Here is a 17,059-nt window from a genome sequence, read left to right as displayed (position 1 = left end):
GCGTGGCGCAGGTCAGACGGGTTCGGCCAGCGCGCCCCGGATCCGGTCGATGGCGGCGGCCTCGGCGGGGGCCACCCCGTCGTGTGCGTGGGCCACCCGGTCCGCGGCGTTCAACACCACCGACCGGTACGCCTCGACGTCGGCCGGCGACTTCTCCCGCAGGATCCGCACCGCCCGACCGAGCGCCGGCAGCACCACCGACTCGATCTCCAACTGGGAGTCCCGGGGCAGACGGGGCAGCGGGCCGGTGGTCAGCGCGTCCTTGACCACGCCGCTCGCGTCGGCCAGCGCGCCGGAGGCGGCCACACTCTCCCGGATCACGCCCAGCATCCCCGGGTCGGCGTTCGAGACCAGGAAGACCGCGCCGAACGCGCCCGTCTTGAGGGTCAGGCGCTCCTCGTCCGTCAACCGCTGCTCCATGATCACGGAGTGTAGACGTACGGCGTGGTGGTGGTGACGGCTACGAGTCCGAGTCGCTGGAGGATCGGCCGGCTGTCCTCGGAACAGTCGACCTGCACGAGCGTCCGACCCCGCTGCTCGGCCAGCCGCGCCCGGTAGTTGACCAACGCCCGGTAGATGCCCTTGCGCCGCCACTGCGGCAGGGTCGAGCCGCCCCAGAGGGTGGCGAAACCGGTGTTCGCCAGGTACCGCACCCAGCCGGCGCTCACCACCGTCCCGTCCGCCTCGGCCACCACCACCGTGATCGAGTTCGGGTCGGCGTCGATCTCCTTGGCCAGACCCGTCACCAGGTGCGAGCGGTCCTCGCGCCAGACCTCCTCCTCCATCGCGGCGATCCGCTCCAGGTCCTCCCGGGCGGTCACCTCACGCAGGCGTACCCCCTCGGGAACCACCGGCAGCGCGGCGGCGAGCGGCGCGACCGGCCCGACCACGACGGTCTCCCGGTCCTCCGGCACGAACCCGGCGGCGCGCAGCCGGTCCGCCAGGTCGGCCGGCTCGTCGTGCTCGTTGAGCTTCCACTCGACCGACATGCCGCGCTCACGGAAGAACCGCACCTGCCGGGCGATCAGCTCGTCCAACGCGTCGCCGGTCAGCCCGCCCAGGTCGCGGTACGTGAGGAAGCCGCCGGCGTCGAGCCCGATGATCCGCACGAGCGGACCATCCCGCTCGACGGTCACGCCGGCCGGAACCGGGTCGGGGATCTCCGGGCGGATCTGGTTGTCGTAGGCGGCGCGCAGCGTGTTCACATCAAGATCGGTCACCTGACCAGGCTAAGCGGCGAGGGAAGCGGATAATCTCCCAGCGTGTGGGAAGCGATCAGGCGATGGTTCGACCCGGCGGAGGCGCGCACCGTCGGTGAGAGACCGGACTACCGGTTCTCCCTCGCCAACGAGCGGACCTTCCTCGCCTGGCTGCGCACCGGTCTCGCGCTGGTCGGCGGCGGGCTGGCCGCCGCGCAGTTCCTGCCGCCGCTGCCGATGAGTCACCTGCGGGAGGTCATCGCGGTCGCGCTGCTGCTGCTCGGTGGCGCCGTCGCCATCCGCGCCGTGGACCACTGGGCGCGTACCGAACGGGCCATCCGGCTCGGTCAGGAGCTGCCCGCCTCCCGCTTCCCCGCCATCCTCGCCCTCGCCGTGGGCGCGGGGGCGATCCTGCTGGTCCTCGCGGTCCTGGTCCGGGCGATCGGGGAACGGTGAGCGCGGTACGCGACCCGGGGTTGCAACCGGAGCGGACCCGGCTGGCCTGGCGGCGCACCCTGCTGACGCTGACCGTGGTGACCGCGCTGGCGGTCCGGCTGGCGTCGAACGGCGGCCCGTTCGGCGCGCTCGTCGTCGGCGCGGCCGTGCTCGTCTGGGGCGGCCTGCTCGTGCTCTGCTGGCCGCGGGCCACCGGCGTCGGCGCGGCCCGTACCGGCGGCCGGACGCTGCCGCTGGTCGCGCTGGGCACGGTCGGGCTCGCGCTGCTCGGCGTGCTGCTGACAGTTCGCGGACTACGCTGACGGGACGCCGTGCGCCATGATGGGTGCATGGCCCGGCTGTACGTTCTCCTCTTCCTGGCGCAGGTCGTCCTCGCCGTCTGCGCGCTGATCAGTTGCCTGTCCGCCGAGGAGGGTCAGATCCGTGCCCTGCCCCGGATCGCCTGGGTGCTGATCATCCTGTTCTTCCCCCTGGTCGGGTCGATCGCCTGGTTCGTCGCCGGGCGGGAGCCCGGCACCGCGAGCCGCACGGTGTGGCCGGGTGGCCCGAGCGCAGCCGAGCGGCAGCCGCGCCGTCCACTCGCTCCCGACGACGACCCGGAGTTCCTCCGCTCGGTGCAGGACCGTGCCAAGCAGCAGGATCAGGAACTCTTCCGCCGCTGGGAGGAGGACCTGCGGCGGCGTGAGGACGACCTGCGCCGCCGCGACGGTGAGCCGCCCCGCGAGGGCGACCGGCCGGAGGTGTGACAGCGCCGCCGTCGCCCCGCGCGGGACGACGGCGGCTGCCGGCTCGTTTCAGGCCAGGTTCGACGAGCGGGGGTACGCGTCGGTCGGGTCGGTGAGCACGTTGACCAGGTACGGCACCCCGGAGTCGAAGGCCCGTTGCAGTGCCGGCGCAAGGTCGGCGGCCTTCGCGACCGTCTCCCCCGCACCGCCCAGCGCGCTGACCACCGTGTCGTAGCGCAGCTCCGGCTGGAGGTCGGCGGCGACGTCGTAGCCGTACATGGCCCGCATCGGGTGCTTCTCCAACCCCCAGATGCCGTTGTTGCCGACGACGATCACCACCGGCAGCTTCTGGCGGACCAGCGACTCGACGTCCATCAGCGAGAAGCCGGCCGCGCCGTCGCCCATCAGCACGCAGATCTGCCGGTCCGGGTGGCTGACCCGGGCCCCCATCGCGTAGCCCATGCCGGTGCCCAGGCAGCCGTACGGGCCCGGGTCCAGCCAGGTGCCGGGCTGCGACGGCTCCAGGTAGCGCCCGGCGTACGAGACGAAGTCACCGCCGTCACCGATGGTGATGGCGTCGGGGGCGAGCGCCCGGCGCAGCTCGCCGTAGATCCGGGCCGGCCGGATCGGGTCGGTCTCGGCGGCCATCTCGGCGGCGTCCCGGGCCTTCGCCGCGTCCTCGGCGACCCGCAGGTCGGCGATCCAGTCGGCGTGGTCGGCCCGGTCACCGGCGTGGTCGGCCAACGCCGAGAGGATCAGCCGCAGGTCACCGGCGGGGGCCACGGCCGGCTGCACGTGCGTGGCGCGCTGGCTGGGAGCGTCGACGATGTGCACCACCTTGGCGTCACCGAAGTCGCCGAAGCTGAGCCGGAAGTCCAGCGGCGTGCCGACCACCACGACGACGTCGGCGCCGGAGAGCGCGGCGCGGCGGGCCTTGGCGAAGGCGAGCGGGTGCTCCGGCGGCAGCGAGCCACGGCCCATGCCGTTGGTGAACACCGGCACCTGCAACGCCTCGGCAGCCTCGCGCAGCGCGGCCACGGCGTTACCGGCGTACACGTCCGAGCCGGCGATGATGACCGGCCGCTGCGCGCCGGCGATCAGGGTGGCGGCCCGGCTCACCTCGTCCGGGTCGGGTTCGACCGCGTCGACGCCGGCCGGCGTGGGCAGGTCCGCGTCGGCGACCGAGAAGACCGTCTCCAGCGGGAAGTCGAGGAAGACCGGGCCACGGTGCGGGGTGAGCGCGGCGGTGAGGGCGGCCCCGACCGCGCGCGGGATGTCGTCGGTGCTGAACACCGTCTCGGCGTGCTTGGTGACCGGGGCGACCAGCGGCAGGTGGTCCATCTCCTGGAGACTGCCCGAGCCCCACCGGAAGGCAGGCGCGCGACCACCGAGCACCAGCACCGGGGAGGCGTTGAAGAACGCGCTGGTCATGCCGGAGATGCCGTTGGTGACACCGGGGCCGGCGGTGAGCACGGCGAGGCCGGGTCGGCGCTGGAGCTTCGCCACCGCCTCGGCCGCGAAGACCGCCGACTGCTCGTGCCGGACGTCGTAGATCGGGAAGTCGGTCTTGTGCGCGGCGTCGTAGAGCGGAAAGACGTGCCCGCCGGAGAGCGTGAACATCTCCCGTACGCCGTGCGCGCGCAGTGCCGCGAGCGCCAACTCGCCGCCGTGACCCTCGATCCGCTCCGTCATCGCCGCTCCTTTGGTCGCAGATGGCCGACGTCACACGTTACTGGCCGGTAGGCAGAATGTGAACCGCTCTCGGTTTGCCGTCGGCCCGACCGATCAGCGACCGGTGAAGTCCGGCTTGCGCTTCTCGACGAACGCGGCCATCCCCTCGCGCCGGTCGTCAGTCGCGAACAGCGCCGCGAAGAGCTGACTCTCCCAGGCCAGGCCCGAGTTGAGGTCCATGTCGAGGCCGCCGTCGACCGCCAGCTTCGCGGCGCGCAGGGCCTGCACAGGACCCCTGAGGTACGGCGTGACGAGCGCGACGGCCGCGTCGTACACCTCCGCGGCCGGTACGACCCGGTCGGCGAGACCGATCCGCAGCGCCTCCTGGGCGTCCACCATCCGCCCGGACATGATCAGATCCTTCGCCCGCGCCGGACCCACCAGACGGGCCAGCCGCTGCGTACCGCCCGCGCCGGGAATGACGCCCAGCTTGATCTCCGGCTGGCCGAGCTTGGCGTCCTCGGCGACCACCCGCCAGTCACACGCCAACGCCAGCTCACAGCCGCCGCCGAGCGCGTACCCGGTGATCGCGGCCACTACCGGCTTCGGGATCCGGGCGATCGCGCCGAGCGCGCTGGACAGGGCCGCGGCCCGGTCGGCCATGTCCACGTAGGACATGTCGGCCATCTGCTTGATGTCCGCACCGGCGGCGAAGACCTTCTCCCCGCCGTACACGATGACGGCACGGACCTCGGGATCGACGGTGGCCGCCGTGGCGGCGGCGCGCAACTCCTCCTGCACCTGCGTGTTGAGCGCGTTCATCGGCGGCCGCTCCAGCCGGATGGTGCCGATGCCGTCCCTGGTCTCCAGCCGAACGAACTCGCCCACGCTGCCCTCACTTCCTCGTCGAAGTCGCGTGCCAACCTTACGACCCGGGTCGTTGGGGTAAGTAGTGTGGTGTCAGCCCCGCGGGCGGGAGTCCAGCCATGATCACTTTCTACGACGACAGGTCGGTACGGGTCACCTCCACCGCCGTCCAGGTCGACGGGCGCAGCTACCCCCTGGCCGAGATCACCATGGTCTGGCACCGCCGTGGCAGCCGCTCCTGGCGGGTGCTCGCCGGCCGGGGCGCGATCGGCGCCGCCCTGGCCGGTCCACTGGTCGCTGCGGTGATCGGCATCGGCGTGGCCGTCTGGCTGCACCGCTCACCCACCGTCACGATCGCGATCGTGGGCGCCTCGGTGCTGGTCGGGCTGGCCGTCGGCCCGGTCGCCGACTTCCTCTTCGAGCACCTGGACCGTTCGTACGCCAGGGGCAGTCGCCAACTGGAGATCTGGGCCCGCTGGCGGGGCCAGCCGGTGCGCCTGCTGCACACCCGCGACGCGCTGCGCTTCGGCCAGATCTACCGCGCGGTCCAGCGGGCCATGGAGGCCAGCCAGCCCGTCCGCCCCGCCGCCCGCCGCTAGCCCACCCCACCCCCACCCCTACCCCGCCCCGCCCTCCCGCCGATCTTGCACTTTCTGTTGTCAATATGGGCGTTCATGCCCTTTATGTCACAACAGAAAGTGCAAGATCGACGAGGCGGGACGGGCGGAGGGCAGCGCGAGGCGGGACGGGCGCAGGAGGCGCGGGTTTGCCTGCGGGTGGTTAGGCTTAGTGATGACCCTCTATTACCGGGACGACGCGGTGCAGGTGACATCCGAGTCGATCCGGGCGGGCGGTCAGGTGATCGCCCTGCCCGACGTGACGTTCGTCTGGCACCAACGGGGGCCGAAGACGCTCGCCGTACGCGGCCGGGTGCTGGGTCGCGGCGTACTGGTCCTGCTGCTGTCGCTGCCGCCCCTCGTCGCGCTGGTCTGCGTGGTGTCGCTGGCGTGGTCGGCCCAGGACCGGGGCAACTGGCAGTTGGCGCTGATCATCCTCGCCGCCTGCGCGGTGGGGGCGCTGGCGTTGGCGCCCTTCCTGGAGATCCCCCTCGGCTGGCTGGACCGCTCCTACGAGCGCGGCAGCCACGTGCACGAACTGTGGGTCCAGCACCACGGTCAGGAACACCTGCTCCTGCGTACGCCGGACGCGCTACGGTTCGGGCAGATCTACCGGGCGGTGCAGCGCGCCGTCGAACAGCAGGGGGACCATCGATGACCAGCCGACACGGCGAGGCCGTCGCCCTGGCCGGGCTGCTCGCCGCGGCGGGCGTCACCCACCTGCTGCGCCCCGGCTACTACGACCCGATCGTGCCTCGTACGCTGCCCGGTCCCGCCCGCCTCTGGACGTACGCCAGCGGCGTCGCGGAACTGACGGTGGCGGCAGCGGTCGCGCACCCGGCCAGCCGACGGGCCGGCGGTCGAGCCGCCGCCGCGCTGTTCGTCGCCGTCCTGCCGGCCAACGTGAAGATGGCCGTGGACTGGCGACACCGCCGGCCGACGAGACGGGCGATCGCCTACGGTCGGGTGCCCCTACAGGTACCACTGATCTGGTGGGCGCTGCGCGTCGCACGCGCCACTCGATAGAGCCCAGCCGCCGGTCACGTCAGCGGCAGGGTGGTGGCGATCGGCCAGCCCAGCAGGGCCGCGCCCACGACCGCCGGCAGCCAGCGCGGTGACGCGTAGCGACGCAGGACGGCGGCCCACAGCACGTGCCAGCCGAGCAACACGGCGAACAGCGGTACCACCAGTAGCACGAACCCGGGCGCCAGGCCGACCACCGCCGACGTGCTCAGCACCACCACGGTGACCGCGACGACGAGCAGACGCCGCCACGTCCGGCCGACCGCCACCAGCTCGACGCCGAGCAGGAACAGCAGGCACGCGCCCATGACCAGCGGAAGGAGCCACCAGCGGGCGCCGACCGGCAGCGCCGAGGTCAGCCCGAGGTGGATCGGCAGCACCACGGCGAGAATCGCGTACGCCGTCAGCGCCAGCACCGCGCCGGTGATCCGTATCGGTGTCCGGCTGCCGACCGGCTCGTCGGCGATCTCCGGCACGCGTGTCGCGGCGGGTAGCCAGCGTTGACCGCCGACCGTCAGGATGCCGGTGACCAGTAGGAATCCGCTGACGTAACCGCCGACCGCGAGCGGCAGGCGGTTGGTCGGCAGGATCGCCGCGACGGCCGCAGCGAGCCCGCTGGCGAGGACGGCCAGCCCGAACAGGACGGGAACCCGCAGCGCCGACGCCGATCCCCCCGCCGTCCGCCGCCCGGCGGAGTGCGCCGGCGAGAGCGTCACGGCAGGCAGCCGTGCCGGTGCGAGCGTCACGGCGGCCCGCCGGCCCAGGAGCAGCGCGGCCAGCGGGACCAGTCCGACGGCGAACGCGACCACGAGCAGCGCCGCGCCGGCGAGCCGGGCGAACGGACGGGGTGGGGCGTCCCCGTCCACGCTGGGCAGCCAGCGGGCGATCTCCTCGTGGGTACGCGGGGCGAAGAGCACCGAGATGTGCTCCACCCCCGGCACCACGACGGCGGGTCGGCGACCCACCGTCGCGCCCCGCCGTGCGGCGTCGTCGGCTGCTCGGCGGAACCCCGGGAACTCCGCGCCGCCCACGATCAGCAGCAGGTCGGTCGGCCGGCCGGGGGGCAGCTCGCCGGCCTCGGGCAGCGATATCGCCACGGTCCGGGCGATCTCGGGATGCCCGGCCGCGTAGCGGGTCACCGCGCCGGCGCCCATCGAGTGGCCGACCAGCATGATCTGGGTCGGGTCCACGTCCGGTTGGGAACGCAGGTGTCCGACGGCGATGTCCAGGTCGGCGGCGAGCGTCGGGGGCGACATGCCGGTGCCGAGTCGGGCCGGGTTGGCACCGTGCCCGGCGAAGTCGAACACCAGCGCGACCGCTCCGCGACGGGCGACGGTGTCGGCGATCGGACGCATCAGCCGTGCCGAGCCGGCGAAGCCGTGTGCGATCACCACGCCGGGTCGCCGGACGTCCGGGTTCGGCGGGCCGGCGCGTACCTCGGTCATCGGCACCCCGTCGACGGTGATCTGCCGCACGGTGAGGCCGGCGTCGGCGCGTACCAGCACCGCCGTGCCGAGCGCGGCGGTGACCGCCGCGAGGACGGCGAGCAGGACGGCGGTCCGGGTGCTCGGTGGGTGGCGCGGCGGTACGGCCGACATGCCGGCACCCTACCGCCGAGCACCCCGTCCCGGACCGGGCCGACAGCCGCGAACGAGCGGTTGTGGCAGGACCGACGCACACTTGACCCCATGGCGCTCCCCCTCCCCACACCAACCGCGGTGGTCGGCCTGACCCGCTCCGCCCTCGACCAGGCGCTCGGCTCGGCTGCCTCGTTCGCCGCCGTGCCCGCCCGCGCGTTCGCGGTGCTGGACGGGGTGGAAGCGCTGCTGGCCAGGATCAACGGCGTGGTCGATCGGATCGAGACGACCCTGGACCGGACCGATGGGGTGCTCACCGACGCCGAGACGGCGGTCCGTGAGGTGGCGGTGATCAGCGCCGCCGCGACCACCGCCGTCGACACGGCCACCGAGGTGGCCGCCGCAGCCGCCGTGGTGGTGAACGAGGCCGACAAGGTCGCACGCCTCGCGGGCACGGTGGTCACCGGGGCCGACGCGGTGGCCGGCAACGCCGCGGTCACCGTGGACACGGCCGCGCGGGCCGCGGCCACGGCGGCCGAACTGCTGGCGGCGTACGAGCCGGCGCTGCGCCGGGCCGCGCCGATGGCCGACAGGTTCGTGGCGGAGTTGAGCCACGAGGAGATCACGGCGGCGATCCACCTGATCGACGAGTTGCCCAAGCTCAAGGAGCACCTGACCGCCGACATCCTGCCGATCCTCGCGACCCTGGACCGGGTCGGGCCCGACCTGCACGACCTGCTCGATGTCACCCGTGACCTCAAGCTCGCCGTGGCCGGCATCCCCGGCCTCGGCATGCTGCGCCGACGGGGCGAGAAACTGAGCGACGAACCGGTCGACTGACCGCGCGGGACGGGCGGTCAGCCCGGCTCGTACAGCGCGTCGATCTCGGCCCGCTGCGGCAGTGCCACCGAGGCGCCGAGCTTGCGTACGCAGGCCGCGCCGGCCGCCGCCGCCCAGCGTACGGCGTCGACGACGTCCCGTCCCTCGCCCCAGCCGACCGCCAGCGCGGCGGTGAACGCGTCGCCGGCCGCCGTGGAGTCGACCACGTCAACTCTGACGGCGGGCACGTGCACCTCGACGCCCTCCCGGTCGACGTACCAGGCCCCCGCGTCACCGAGGGTGAGTACCGCGCGGGGCACCAGGTCGAGCAGCGCCCTCGGGTAGTCCCGGCCCCGGCCGGTGAACGCCTGCGCCTCACCCTCGTTGACGACGAGCAAATCCACGGCTTCGAACAGTTCCGGAGGAAGGTCCCGGGCCGGTGCGGCGTTGAGGACGACCCGGGTGCCGGCGGCGCGGGCGGCCAGCGCCGCGGCGGTCACCGTGCGCACCGGGATCTCCAACTGGGCGACCAGGACGTCCGCCTCGCGTACCGCGACCAACTCCTCCTCGGTGAGGCCGACCAGCGCGTCGTTCGCGCCGGGGGTGACGACGATGGCGTTCTCCCCCTGGCCGTTCACCATCACGAGCGCCACGCCGGACGTGCCGTACGCCACCCGCAGGTGACCGGTGTCCACGCCGGCCGCCGTGATGCGGGCGCGGAGCGTCACGCCGAACGCGTCGGAGCCGATCGCGCCCAGGAAGGTGCAGGAGGCGCCGGCCCGGACGGCGGCGATGGCCTGGTTGGCGCCCTTGCCGCCGGGCACCATCACGAAGTCGGTGCCGAGCATGGTCTGGCCCGGCCGGGGCAGCGCGGGGGCCATCGCGACCAGGTCCATGTTGGCGCTGCCCACCACCACCACCCGCGTCGGCGACATGGTCACCCGCTCAGGCGGCGCGCGCGGTGTAGCGGTCGCCGGAGCGCTCGACCACCAACGGCAGACCGAAGGTCTTGGAGAGGTTGTCGCCGGTCAACGTCTCGGCCAGGAGGCCCTGGGCGACGACCGCGCCCTCGCGCAGCAGCAGCGCGTGGGTGAACCCGGGCGGGATCTCCTCCACGTGGTGGGTGACGAGCACCATGGCGGGGGCGTCCGGGTCGTACGCCAGCTCGGCCAGCCGGCCGACCAGGTCCTCGCGGCCACCGAGGTCGAGCCCGGCGGTGGGCTCGTCGAGCAGCAGCAGCTCCGGGTCGGTCATCAGCGCCCGGGCGATCTGGACGCGCTTGCGTTCGCCGTCGGAGAGGGTGCCGTAGCGGCGCTCGGCGAGGTTGCCGACGCCGAGCTGGCTGAGCAGCGCCCTGGCCCGCGCCACATCGCCGTGCTCGTAGCTCTCCCGCCAGCGTCCGACCACCGACCAGGCTGCGGTGACCACCACGTCGCTGACCTGCTCGTCGGCGGGCACCCGCGCGGCGAGCGCGGCCGTGGTGAGCCCGATGCGGGTCTGCAGCTCGTTGATGTCGGTGCGGCCGATCCGCTCACCGAGGACGTACGCGACGCCGGTGGTGGGGTGCAGCCGGCCGGCGGCCAGGTTGAGCAGGGTGGTTTTGCCCGCGCCGTTGGGGCCGAGCACCACCCAGCGCTCGTCCAGCTCGACGCGCCAGGTCAGGTCCTGCAACAGGGCGTTGTCGGAGCGGCGTACGCCCACGCTGTCGAGGCTGACCACCAGATCCGGGTCCACGGGTGCGGCGGCAGGCGCGGCGCCGGCAGCGCCGGGGATCAGGTCACCAGTCACCCGACCATCCAACCACGCAGGAGTGGCGTGCCCCCCACGGGCGGCGCTCTGGCCATAGGGTGAGGCACCGTGTCGTTGATCACCACACCCCAGGGACGGCCCATGCCCGGTCGAGGTTTGGCGCCGCGCGGATGAGCGCGGTCATCGAGATCGAGGGTCTGCGCAAGACCTTCCGCAGTCTGCGCAACGGCAGGAGGGTGGCGGTCGACGGGTTCGACCTGCTGGTCGAGGCCGGCCAGATCCACGGTTTCCTGGGGCCCAACGGCTCGGGTAAGACCACCACGTTGCGCGCCCTGCTCGGGCTGGTCCGCGCCGACAGCGGCCGGATGACGGTGTTCGGCCAGCCGTCGCCGGAGCTGCTGCCCCGGGTGGCGGGGCAGGTCGGCGCCATCGTGGAGAGTCCGCAGTTCTTCGGCAACTTCACGGGTCGTCGTACGCTGCGGCTGCTGGCCCGCGCCGGCGGGGTGCCGATCTCGCGGGTGGACGAGACGCTGGAGCTGGTGGGCCTGCGCGACCGGGGCGACGAGCGGGTAAAGGGCTACTCGCTGGGCATGAAGCAGCGGCTCGCGGTGGCGTCCGCGCTGCTGAAGGATCCGCGTCTGCTCATCCTCGACGAGCCGGCGAACGGCCTCGATCCGGCGGGCATCCGCGAGATGCGCGACCTGATGCGGTCACTCGCCGCGGCGGGGGTGACCGTGCTGGTGTCGAGCCACATCCTGGGCGAGATCCAACTGATCTGCGACCACGTCACGATCATCTCGCAGGGGCGGCGGGTGGCGGCCGGCCGGGTGGACGAGGTGCTGGCGGGTCACGACCGGCACGAGTTCCTGGTCCGGGTGGCCGAGCCCGAGCGCGCCGCCGACGTGCTGCGTGCGGCGGAGCTGACGGCTGCCGTCGAGGGCGAGACGCTGGTGGTGAGCGGAGCGACCGACCCGACGATCATCAGCCGCGTCCTCGGTGAACAGGATCTGTGGGTCGCCGAGCTGACGCCGCTGCGACCCGACCTGGAGAGCGTCTTCCTGGAGCTGACCGGGGCCGGGAAGCACCCCTCGGTGCCCCGCCAGGTCGACGAGGCGGCACGACCAATCGACGCCGACGGCGCGCCGGTGATCGATCTCGACGTACGGGGAGTGGACGCGTGAACCTGGTCCGGGCCGAGTTGGAGCGCCTCTCCGCACGCCGCTTCGTGCAGCTCATGATCGTCCTGCTGGTGCTGGCGTTCGGCATCACGGCCGCGACCACGCTGGCCGGGTCGCATCAGCCGAGCGCCCAGGAACTCTCCTCGGCGCGGCAGCAGGCCATCGAGGCGCGGCGGAGCATGGAGGTCAGCTACCAGCAGTGCCTGGCCCGGCGGGACGGGATCTCGACCCCCGACACCCAGGACTACCTGCCCGCCGACTGTTCCGACATGGACCCGGCCCAGCAGGACCGGTTGCCGATCGCGTCCGACTACCTGTCGGGGGTGTTCAACTTCGCCGAGCAGGCCAAACCGCTGCTGTTCTTCCTCATCGCGTTCCTGGTGCTGTTCGGTTTCCTGGTCGGCGCCTCGTACATCGGGGCGGACCTGAACTCCGGTGGGGTGGTGAACCTGCTGCTGTGGCGGCCACGCCGGCTGACGGTGCTGGGCACGAAGCTGGGCACCCTGCTGGCTGCCATGTTGGCGCTGGCGGTGGTGGCCTCGGTGGCCTACCTGGCCACCTTCTGGGTGATCGGGCAGACCGCCGGGCTTGCCGGTCGGCTCGACGGTGACTTCTGGAGCTCGCTGGGCGCCATCCACGGCCGTGGCCTGGTGCTGGTGCTGCTGGCCACCGCGTCAGGTTTCGCCATCGCGACGCTGGGCCGGCACACGTCGGCGGCGCTCGGAGTGGTCGCCGCGTACGCGGTGGTGTGGGAGCTGGGCGCCCGGCTGGTGCTGGCGATCGTCGACGCCCGGCGGCCGGAACAGATGATGCTCTCCACGTACGTCGGGGCGTGGCTCAGCGGTGAGGTACGGATCTGGGATTCCCAGCTCTGTCGGCGAAACTTCAGCGGCACGTCCTGCGAGGGCTTCTACACCCTCACCTGGAGACCGTCGCTGGCGGTGCTGCTCGCGGTCGCCGGCGGGTTGACCGTGTTGGCCTTCGCCGCCTTCCGCCGCCGTGATCTGAACTGAGGTGGCAACGGCCGCCCGGTGGCAAGAGCTTGCAGCCGGGCGGCCAGCGGTGAAATATTCCTTCACATGACCGCCGCAGCGGGCTCAGCCGACGGTGGAGCCGAACACCTCGTCACGGACGGCGTTCAACGCGGTACGCAGGGCACCCCGCAGGATCGGCTCCTCGGTGAGGCCGGTGGGCACCACCCGCGGCCGGACCAGGGTGATCGCGGCGACCTCCCGCTGCACCCGGTCGGCGAGCGCCGTGCCGCCGGCCTGGCCGACCTCGCCGGCCAGCACGACCAACGGCGGGTCGAGCACCACGCAGGTGCTGGCCACGCCGAGCGCGAGCCGGCGGGCCAACTCGTCGAGCATCGGGCCACCGGCGGCGCCGGCCTCGACCGCCCCACGCACCGCGCCGGCGGCGTCCGACGCGGAGAAGCCGTGCTCACGGGCCACCGAGCGCACCGAGTCACCGCCGATCACCTGCTGGAAGGCGGGCTTCGCGCGCCGCGAGACATCGCGTGGGATGGGCGCGCCGGGCACCGGCAGGTAGCCGATCTCGCCCGCCGCTCCGCTGCTGCCGTGGTGCAGCCGCCCACCCAACATGATCGCCAGGCCGACACCGGCACCCACCCAGACCAGGACGAAGTCCGCCACGCCCTGCGCGGCGCCGGACTGCGCCTCGGCCACCGCGGCCAGGTTGACGTCGTTCTCGAAGACCACCGGGGTGTGCAGGTCGTCCCGCAGCGCGGCCAGCAGACCGCTGTGCCAGCGCGGCAGGTTGAAGGCGAAGGTGATGTCGCCGGTCTGCGGATCGACCAGGCCCGGCGTGCCGAGCACGATCCGTCGGACGCTGCTGAGCTGCGCCTGGGCGCTGCTGGCGGCCTGCACCACGGCGTTGTGCACCACGCCCACCGGATCGTCGGTGTCCCGCGTCGACTGCTCCACCCGGCCGATGACGGCGCCGGTGATGTCGGCGCAGGCGGCCACCACCCGGTCCGGCCCGACGTCCACCCCGACGACGTGCGCGCTGCTCGCGCGTACGGCGTAGAGCTGGGCGTTCGGCCCTCGCCCGCCGGCCTGCTCGCCGACCCGGCTGACCAGGCCACGCTCCTCCAGGCGCTCGACGAGCTGCGAGGCGGTGACCTTGGACAGGCCGGTCAGCTCGCCGAGCCGGGCCCGGGTGAGCGGTCCCCGCTCGAGGAGCAGTTCCAGCGCCGCACGGTCGTTGAGCGCCCGCAACAGGCGGGGGGTGCCGGGCAGCCGGGTCGCACTCATGCCACGTCCTCTAGTTTTAGTAAACTTTGCTAACTGTAAACCGACCTGCGAACGGGTAGCCGTAGCGTAACGGTCACCCCGAGGCAGAGTGCTCGGCCAACCCGGCAGGGCGACGACCACCGCGGGTACACGTTCGTATCCACGGGAAGCGAAGGGGGAAATCTCGTGGGGCTCGATCCAGGACTGCGCCGGCTCGCGCTGGGCACGTTGCTCGCCGCGTACCCGGGAGCGGTCCCGCCGCGCTGGGCGGTCGACCTGGTGGCCGACGGCCTGGCCGGGCACACCCTGTTCGGCACGAACGTGCACGACCCCGCGCAGGTGGCGGCGAGCACGGCGGCGCTGCGCGCCGGCCGGCCGGACGTGCTGATCGCCATCGACGAGGAAGGTGGCGACGTGACCCGGCTGGCCCACGCCACCGGCAGCCCGTACCCCGGTAACGCCGCCCTCGGCGCGGTCGGCGACGTGGCGCTCACCCGCCGGGTCTACCAGTCGATCGGCGCAGAGCTGGCCGCGCTGGGCGTCACCGTCAACCTGGCCCCCACCGTCGACGTGAACACCGCCGACGACAACCCGGTGATCGGCACCCGCTCGTTCGGCGCCGACCCGCTGCGGGTGGCCGCACACTCGGCCGCGGCCGTCAGTGGCCTCCAGGCCGCCGGTGTGGCCGCCTGCGCCAAGCACTTCCCCGGACACGGCGCGACGGTCACCGACTCCCACCACGAGCTGCCCACGGTGGACGTACCGCTGGAACTGCTCCGCCAGCGCGACCTGCCGCCGTTCGCCGCGGTCGTCGCGGCCGGCACGCAGGCCGTGATGACCGCGCACATCCGGGTGCCGGCGCTGACCGGCGACGGTCCGGCGACCTTCAGCCGGGCCGTCCTGGTCGACCTGCTGCGCGCCGAGTACGGCTTCACCGGCACGGTGATCACCGACGCCCTGGAGATGAAGGGCGCGGCGGTGGCCGCCGGGGGCGTCGGGCCGGCCGCCGTACGGGCGCTGTCGGCCGGCGCCGACCTGCTCTGCATCGGCGCGCAGGTCGACGCCGCGCTGGTCGAGCGCGTGGCCGCCGAGATCGCCGCGGCGACCACCGACGGCCGGCTGCCGGTCGCCCGGGTCGAGGAGGCGGCCGGCCGCGCCGCCGCGCTCGCCGCCTGGACCCGGGCCGCCGGCCGGTCGTCGGCCACCCCCGACCCCGACCTGGGGTACGCGGTGGCACGCCGGGCGGTGCGGGTGGAGGGACTGCTCACCGACCTGGACCAGCCGCTGGTGGTCCAGTTGCACACCGAGTCCACGATGGCCGAGGGCCGGGTGCCGTGGGGCCTCGGCCCACACCTCGACGGTGGACGCGAGATCCGCGTCGTGGCCAGCGAGACCGATCAGGCGGCCGTCCGCGAGCTGGCCGGGGACCGGCCGATCGTGCTGGTCGGGCGGCACCTGCATCGGCTGCCCGGCGGCCCGGAACTGGTCGACGCGCTGGCCGCCGCGCATCCGGTGACCGTCGTGGAGATGGGCTGGCCGGGGGCGTGGCGACCGTCCGGCGCACGGGCGTTCGTCACCACGTACGGCGCGAGCCACGCCAACGGACGGGCGGCGGCGGAGGCGCTCGGCCTCGCGGGTTGACCCTGCGTTACTGATCGGCTCGCCAACGTCACCGCGCTTCGTCGCAGGTCAAGTCCACAATTCGACACTCCGACCCGACTGCTCGCATCTTGCAGCTTGCAGTTTCGATACGTAGCGTGATCGATATCGGATCGGCGTGTCAGTGGCACGGCCGATCGGAGCGAACCGGGGCCTGGGGGCAGGTTGCGGACCGTGGATCCGGCCCGGGATCCACGGTCCGCGCACTGAGCCCACCTCAGCGCGGATACACCCCGTACGCCCGCCAACCCCGGTCCGGGAAACCCGCCGCCTCCGCGACCCGGGCCGAGGCCTGGTTGTCCCGCTCGTGCAGGTAGGTCGGCACCGCGCCCTCGTCCAGGACCCGCCGCGCCGCCTGCGCCACCAGCCGACGTGCGAGGCCACGGCCGCGGGCCGCCGGCGCGGTGCCGACGGCAAGCTCGTGCCCGTACGCGTCGTGGCGCTTGATGGCGGCGCCCGCCAGGTAGCCGCCGTCGGCATCGCGCACCACGAGCACCGGCCGGTCGAACAGCCGCAGCCAGGGCGGCAGCCCAGGGGTCGTCGAGGCGACCCACTCGCCCGCGTCGGGCAGGGGCGCGGGCGAGAGAGTCCAGCGGAAGGGGCCGTCGTGCACGCAGAAGGCGGGGTGCCCGACAGCCTCCGGCAGCGCGGCGAGCAGCCGTTCCGGCGTGCGCTCGACCAACGCCCGGATAGCGGCGGCCCGGTCCGGCGCGACGGAGAGCACCGCGCTCCGACCGGTGTCCACGGCGAGGGCCGGACGCAGCCGGCCGTCCCAGGCCGGCAGTGCCCGCCGGCGCGAGGCGACCACGTGCAGCCCGGGTCCGGCCGGCCACTGGCCGAGCCAGGAGGCGAGGTGCAGCTGCAACCGCCGGTCCAGCATGCGTACCTCCCGTCGCCCCACACGTCGTGATCACCGTACGCCCGGGCGGCTCGACCGGGCGGACCATCGCGCCAGGGTGGGACGCTGCCCGAGATCCGGGAATCAGCTCGCGACATCGACCGTCATAGGCATTTCCCTATCTGGACACCTTTCTCTGCCACGGTATGGGCATGCCGATTCAGCCGAACGACCGTTTCCACCAGCACCCCGCGCGACTCTGGCGAGCGGCGGGCACCGCCGAGGGCACCCCCACCCAGGCGGGGTACCGGGTGGTCCGTGCGACGGGCGGGCTGCCCTGGGCGGCGCTGAACGAGCTGCCGGCCAGCTCCAGCCGGCACGGCCTCAACCGGCGCTGAACACACCGACGCGTCAGCTACGACGGACAGC

20 protein-coding genes are annotated in these 17,059 nt (G+C 73.3%); 11 read left to right on the top strand and 9 right to left on the bottom strand.

Going from position 1 to position 17,059, the window contains the following annotated elements; all coding sequences use genetic code 11:
* Positions 1-12 precede the first annotated feature (12 nt).
* Both ACIBTX_RS25595 and ACIBTX_RS25590 read right to left on the bottom strand, forming a co-directional pair.
* The gene (locus tag ACIBTX_RS25595; protein ID WP_357394072.1) at positions 13-420 is read right to left on the bottom strand and encodes a hypothetical protein; all 408 of its coding nucleotides are present in this window, start codon (positions 418-420) and stop codon (positions 13-15) included.
* Positions 421-422: 2 nt separating this feature from the next.
* Positions 423-1,220, bottom strand: a complete 798-nt coding sequence (locus tag ACIBTX_RS25590; protein WP_396833097.1) for a GNAT family N-acetyltransferase — start codon at positions 1,218-1,220, stop codon at positions 423-425.
* Positions 1,221-1,262: 42 nt separating this feature from the next.
* On the opposite strand from ACIBTX_RS25590, the gene ACIBTX_RS25585 reads away from it, so the two are divergent.
* The 3 genes from ACIBTX_RS25585 to ACIBTX_RS25575 are packed head-to-tail and all read left to right on the top strand — an operon-like array spanning position 1,263 to position 2,401.
* On the top strand, positions 1,263-1,655 hold the full coding sequence (locus ACIBTX_RS25585; RefSeq protein ID WP_357127456.1) for a DUF202 domain-containing protein: 393 nt from the start codon (positions 1,263-1,265) through the stop codon (positions 1,653-1,655).
* Positions 1,652-1,957: a DUF202 domain-containing protein gene (locus ACIBTX_RS25580; protein WP_357127459.1), complete on the top strand. Its 306-nt coding sequence runs from the start codon at positions 1,652-1,654 to the stop codon at positions 1,955-1,957. Before ACIBTX_RS25585 ends, ACIBTX_RS25580 begins: the two co-directional genes overlap by 4 nt.
* A 27-nt stretch (positions 1,958-1,984) precedes the next feature.
* Entirely contained in the window at positions 1,985-2,401 is a 417-nt protein-coding gene (locus tag ACIBTX_RS25575) for a PLD nuclease N-terminal domain-containing protein (RefSeq protein ID WP_357394078.1), read from the top strand.
* Between the two features lie 48 nt (positions 2,402-2,449).
* Here ACIBTX_RS25575 and ACIBTX_RS25570 read toward each other — a convergent pair whose 3' ends face one another.
* Positions 2,450-4,072: an acetolactate synthase gene (locus ACIBTX_RS25570; protein WP_357127465.1), complete on the bottom strand. Its 1,623-nt coding sequence runs from the start codon at positions 4,070-4,072 to the stop codon at positions 2,450-2,452.
* Positions 4,073-4,165: 93 nt separating this feature from the next.
* Complete coding sequence (locus ACIBTX_RS25565) at positions 4,166-4,939, bottom strand: enoyl-CoA hydratase-related protein (protein ID WP_357127468.1); 774 nt, start codon at positions 4,937-4,939, stop codon at positions 4,166-4,168.
* Between the two features lie 98 nt (positions 4,940-5,037).
* Between ACIBTX_RS25565 and ACIBTX_RS25560 the strand changes: the two genes are divergently transcribed.
* The 3 genes from ACIBTX_RS25560 (at position 5,038) to ACIBTX_RS25550 (ending at position 6,561) form a co-directional block, all read left to right on the top strand.
* Positions 5,038-5,517 carry a DUF6232 family protein gene (locus ACIBTX_RS25560; RefSeq protein ID WP_357127471.1) on the top strand — a complete coding sequence of 160 codons (480 nt, stop codon included), beginning with the start codon at positions 5,038-5,040 and terminating at the stop codon, positions 5,515-5,517.
* A 193-nt stretch (positions 5,518-5,710) separates the two neighbouring features.
* Positions 5,711-6,193 carry a DUF6232 family protein gene (locus ACIBTX_RS25555; RefSeq protein WP_357127474.1) on the top strand — a complete coding sequence of 161 codons (483 nt, stop codon included), beginning with the start codon at positions 5,711-5,713 and terminating at the stop codon, positions 6,191-6,193.
* Positions 6,190-6,561 (top strand): hypothetical protein, encoded by a 372-nt coding sequence (locus ACIBTX_RS25550; protein ID WP_357127477.1) that lies wholly within the window; start codon positions 6,190-6,192, stop codon positions 6,559-6,561. Before ACIBTX_RS25555 ends, ACIBTX_RS25550 begins: the two co-directional genes overlap by 4 nt.
* Positions 6,562-6,575: 14 nt before the next feature.
* Here ACIBTX_RS25550 and ACIBTX_RS25545 read toward each other — a convergent pair whose 3' ends face one another.
* Complete coding sequence (locus ACIBTX_RS25545) at positions 6,576-8,156, bottom strand: alpha/beta fold hydrolase (RefSeq protein ID WP_396833096.1); 1,581 nt, start codon at positions 8,154-8,156, stop codon at positions 6,576-6,578.
* A gap of 90 nt (positions 8,157-8,246) precedes the next feature.
* On the opposite strand from ACIBTX_RS25545, the gene ACIBTX_RS25540 reads away from it, so the two are divergent.
* A complete protein-coding gene (locus ACIBTX_RS25540) occupies positions 8,247-8,975 on the top strand; it encodes a hypothetical protein (RefSeq protein WP_357127484.1) in 729 nt (242 codons plus the stop codon).
* 17 nt (positions 8,976-8,992) lie between these two features.
* On the opposite strand, the gene ACIBTX_RS25535 is transcribed toward ACIBTX_RS25540, so the two are convergent.
* Both ACIBTX_RS25535 and ACIBTX_RS25530 read right to left on the bottom strand, forming a co-directional pair.
* Complete coding sequence (locus tag ACIBTX_RS25535) at positions 8,993-9,889, bottom strand: ribokinase (RefSeq protein WP_357128020.1); 897 nt, start codon at positions 9,887-9,889, stop codon at positions 8,993-8,995.
* 10 nt (positions 9,890-9,899) lie between these two features.
* Positions 9,900-10,742 (bottom strand): ABC transporter ATP-binding protein, encoded by an 843-nt coding sequence (locus tag ACIBTX_RS25530; RefSeq protein ID WP_355052121.1) that lies wholly within the window; start codon positions 10,740-10,742, stop codon positions 9,900-9,902.
* A gap of 131 nt (positions 10,743-10,873) precedes the next feature.
* Here ACIBTX_RS25530 and ACIBTX_RS25525 point away from each other — a divergent pair, with 131 nt between their 5' ends.
* Positions 10,874-11,884, top strand: coding sequence for an ATP-binding cassette domain-containing protein (locus ACIBTX_RS25525; protein WP_357127487.1), 1,011 nt, complete (start codon positions 10,874-10,876; stop codon positions 11,882-11,884).
* Complete coding sequence (locus tag ACIBTX_RS25520) at positions 11,881-12,894, top strand: ABC transporter permease subunit (protein ID WP_357127490.1); 1,014 nt, start codon at positions 11,881-11,883, stop codon at positions 12,892-12,894. Before ACIBTX_RS25525 ends, ACIBTX_RS25520 begins: the two co-directional genes overlap by 4 nt.
* 84 nt (positions 12,895-12,978) lie before the next feature.
* Here the strand turns inward: ACIBTX_RS25520 and ACIBTX_RS25515 are convergent, their stop codons facing one another.
* Positions 12,979-14,154 carry an ROK family protein gene (locus ACIBTX_RS25515; protein WP_396833095.1) on the bottom strand — a complete coding sequence of 392 codons (1,176 nt, stop codon included), beginning with the start codon at positions 14,152-14,154 and terminating at the stop codon, positions 12,979-12,981.
* A 165-nt stretch (positions 14,155-14,319) separates the two neighbouring features.
* Between ACIBTX_RS25515 and ACIBTX_RS25510 the strand changes: the two genes are divergently transcribed.
* Positions 14,320-15,774, top strand: coding sequence for a glycoside hydrolase family 3 N-terminal domain-containing protein (locus tag ACIBTX_RS25510; RefSeq protein WP_357127495.1), 1,455 nt, complete (start codon positions 14,320-14,322; stop codon positions 15,772-15,774).
* A 235-nt stretch (positions 15,775-16,009) separates the two neighbouring features.
* Here ACIBTX_RS25510 and ACIBTX_RS25505 read toward each other — a convergent pair whose 3' ends face one another.
* A complete protein-coding gene (locus tag ACIBTX_RS25505) occupies positions 16,010-16,672 on the bottom strand; it encodes a GNAT family N-acetyltransferase (RefSeq protein ID WP_357127498.1) in 663 nt (220 codons plus the stop codon).
* Between the two features lie 170 nt (positions 16,673-16,842).
* On the opposite strand from ACIBTX_RS25505, the gene ACIBTX_RS25500 reads away from it, so the two are divergent.
* Positions 16,843-17,028: a DNA repair protein gene (locus ACIBTX_RS25500; RefSeq protein WP_357127501.1), complete on the top strand. Its 186-nt coding sequence runs from the start codon at positions 16,843-16,845 to the stop codon at positions 17,026-17,028.
* The last annotated feature ends 31 nt before the right edge of the window (positions 17,029-17,059 follow it).

Origin of the sequence: Micromonospora sp. NPDC049359 (assembly GCF_044466585.1) — a bacterium.
GTDB lineage: Bacteria > Actinomycetota > Actinomycetes > Mycobacteriales > Micromonosporaceae > Micromonospora.
The sequence above is the reverse complement of the archived record's forward strand: the minus strand, read 5'-3'. Positions and strand labels throughout refer to the sequence as shown.

Excerpts from the sequence above, each read along its gene's own strand:
- ACIBTX_RS25595 (WP_357394072.1), bottom strand. The coding sequence starts at position 420 with ATGGAGCAGCGGTTGACGGACGAGGAGCGCCTGACCCTCAAGACGGGC.
- ACIBTX_RS25575 (WP_357394078.1), top strand. The coding sequence starts at position 1,985 with ATGGCCCGGCTGTACGTTCTCCTCTTCCTGGCGCAGGTCGTCCTCGCC.
- ACIBTX_RS25570 (WP_357127465.1), bottom strand. The coding sequence starts at position 4,072 with ATGACGGAGCGGATCGAGGGTCACGGCGGCGAGTTGGCGCTCGCGGCA.
- ACIBTX_RS25560 (WP_357127471.1), top strand. The coding sequence starts at position 5,038 with ATGATCACTTTCTACGACGACAGGTCGGTACGGGTCACCTCCACCGCC.
- ACIBTX_RS25555 (WP_357127474.1), top strand. The coding sequence starts at position 5,711 with ATGACCCTCTATTACCGGGACGACGCGGTGCAGGTGACATCCGAGTCG.
- ACIBTX_RS25550 (WP_357127477.1), top strand. The coding sequence starts at position 6,190 with ATGACCAGCCGACACGGCGAGGCCGTCGCCCTGGCCGGGCTGCTCGCC.
- ACIBTX_RS25545 (WP_396833096.1), bottom strand. The coding sequence starts at position 8,156 with ATGTCGGCCGTACCGCCGCGCCACCCACCGAGCACCCGGACCGCCGTC.
- ACIBTX_RS25540 (WP_357127484.1), top strand. The coding sequence starts at position 8,247 with ATGGCGCTCCCCCTCCCCACACCAACCGCGGTGGTCGGCCTGACCCGC.
- ACIBTX_RS25535 (WP_357128020.1), bottom strand. The coding sequence starts at position 9,889 with ATGTCGCCGACGCGGGTGGTGGTGGTGGGCAGCGCCAACATGGACCTG.
- ACIBTX_RS25525 (WP_357127487.1), top strand. The coding sequence starts at position 10,874 with ATGAGCGCGGTCATCGAGATCGAGGGTCTGCGCAAGACCTTCCGCAGT.
- ACIBTX_RS25515 (WP_396833095.1), bottom strand. The coding sequence starts at position 14,154 with ATGAGTGCGACCCGGCTGCCCGGCACCCCCCGCCTGTTGCGGGCGCTC.
- ACIBTX_RS25505 (WP_357127498.1), bottom strand. The coding sequence starts at position 16,672 with ATGCTGGACCGGCGGTTGCAGCTGCACCTCGCCTCCTGGCTCGGCCAG.
- ACIBTX_RS25500 (WP_357127501.1), top strand. The coding sequence starts at position 16,843 with ATGCCGATTCAGCCGAACGACCGTTTCCACCAGCACCCCGCGCGACTC.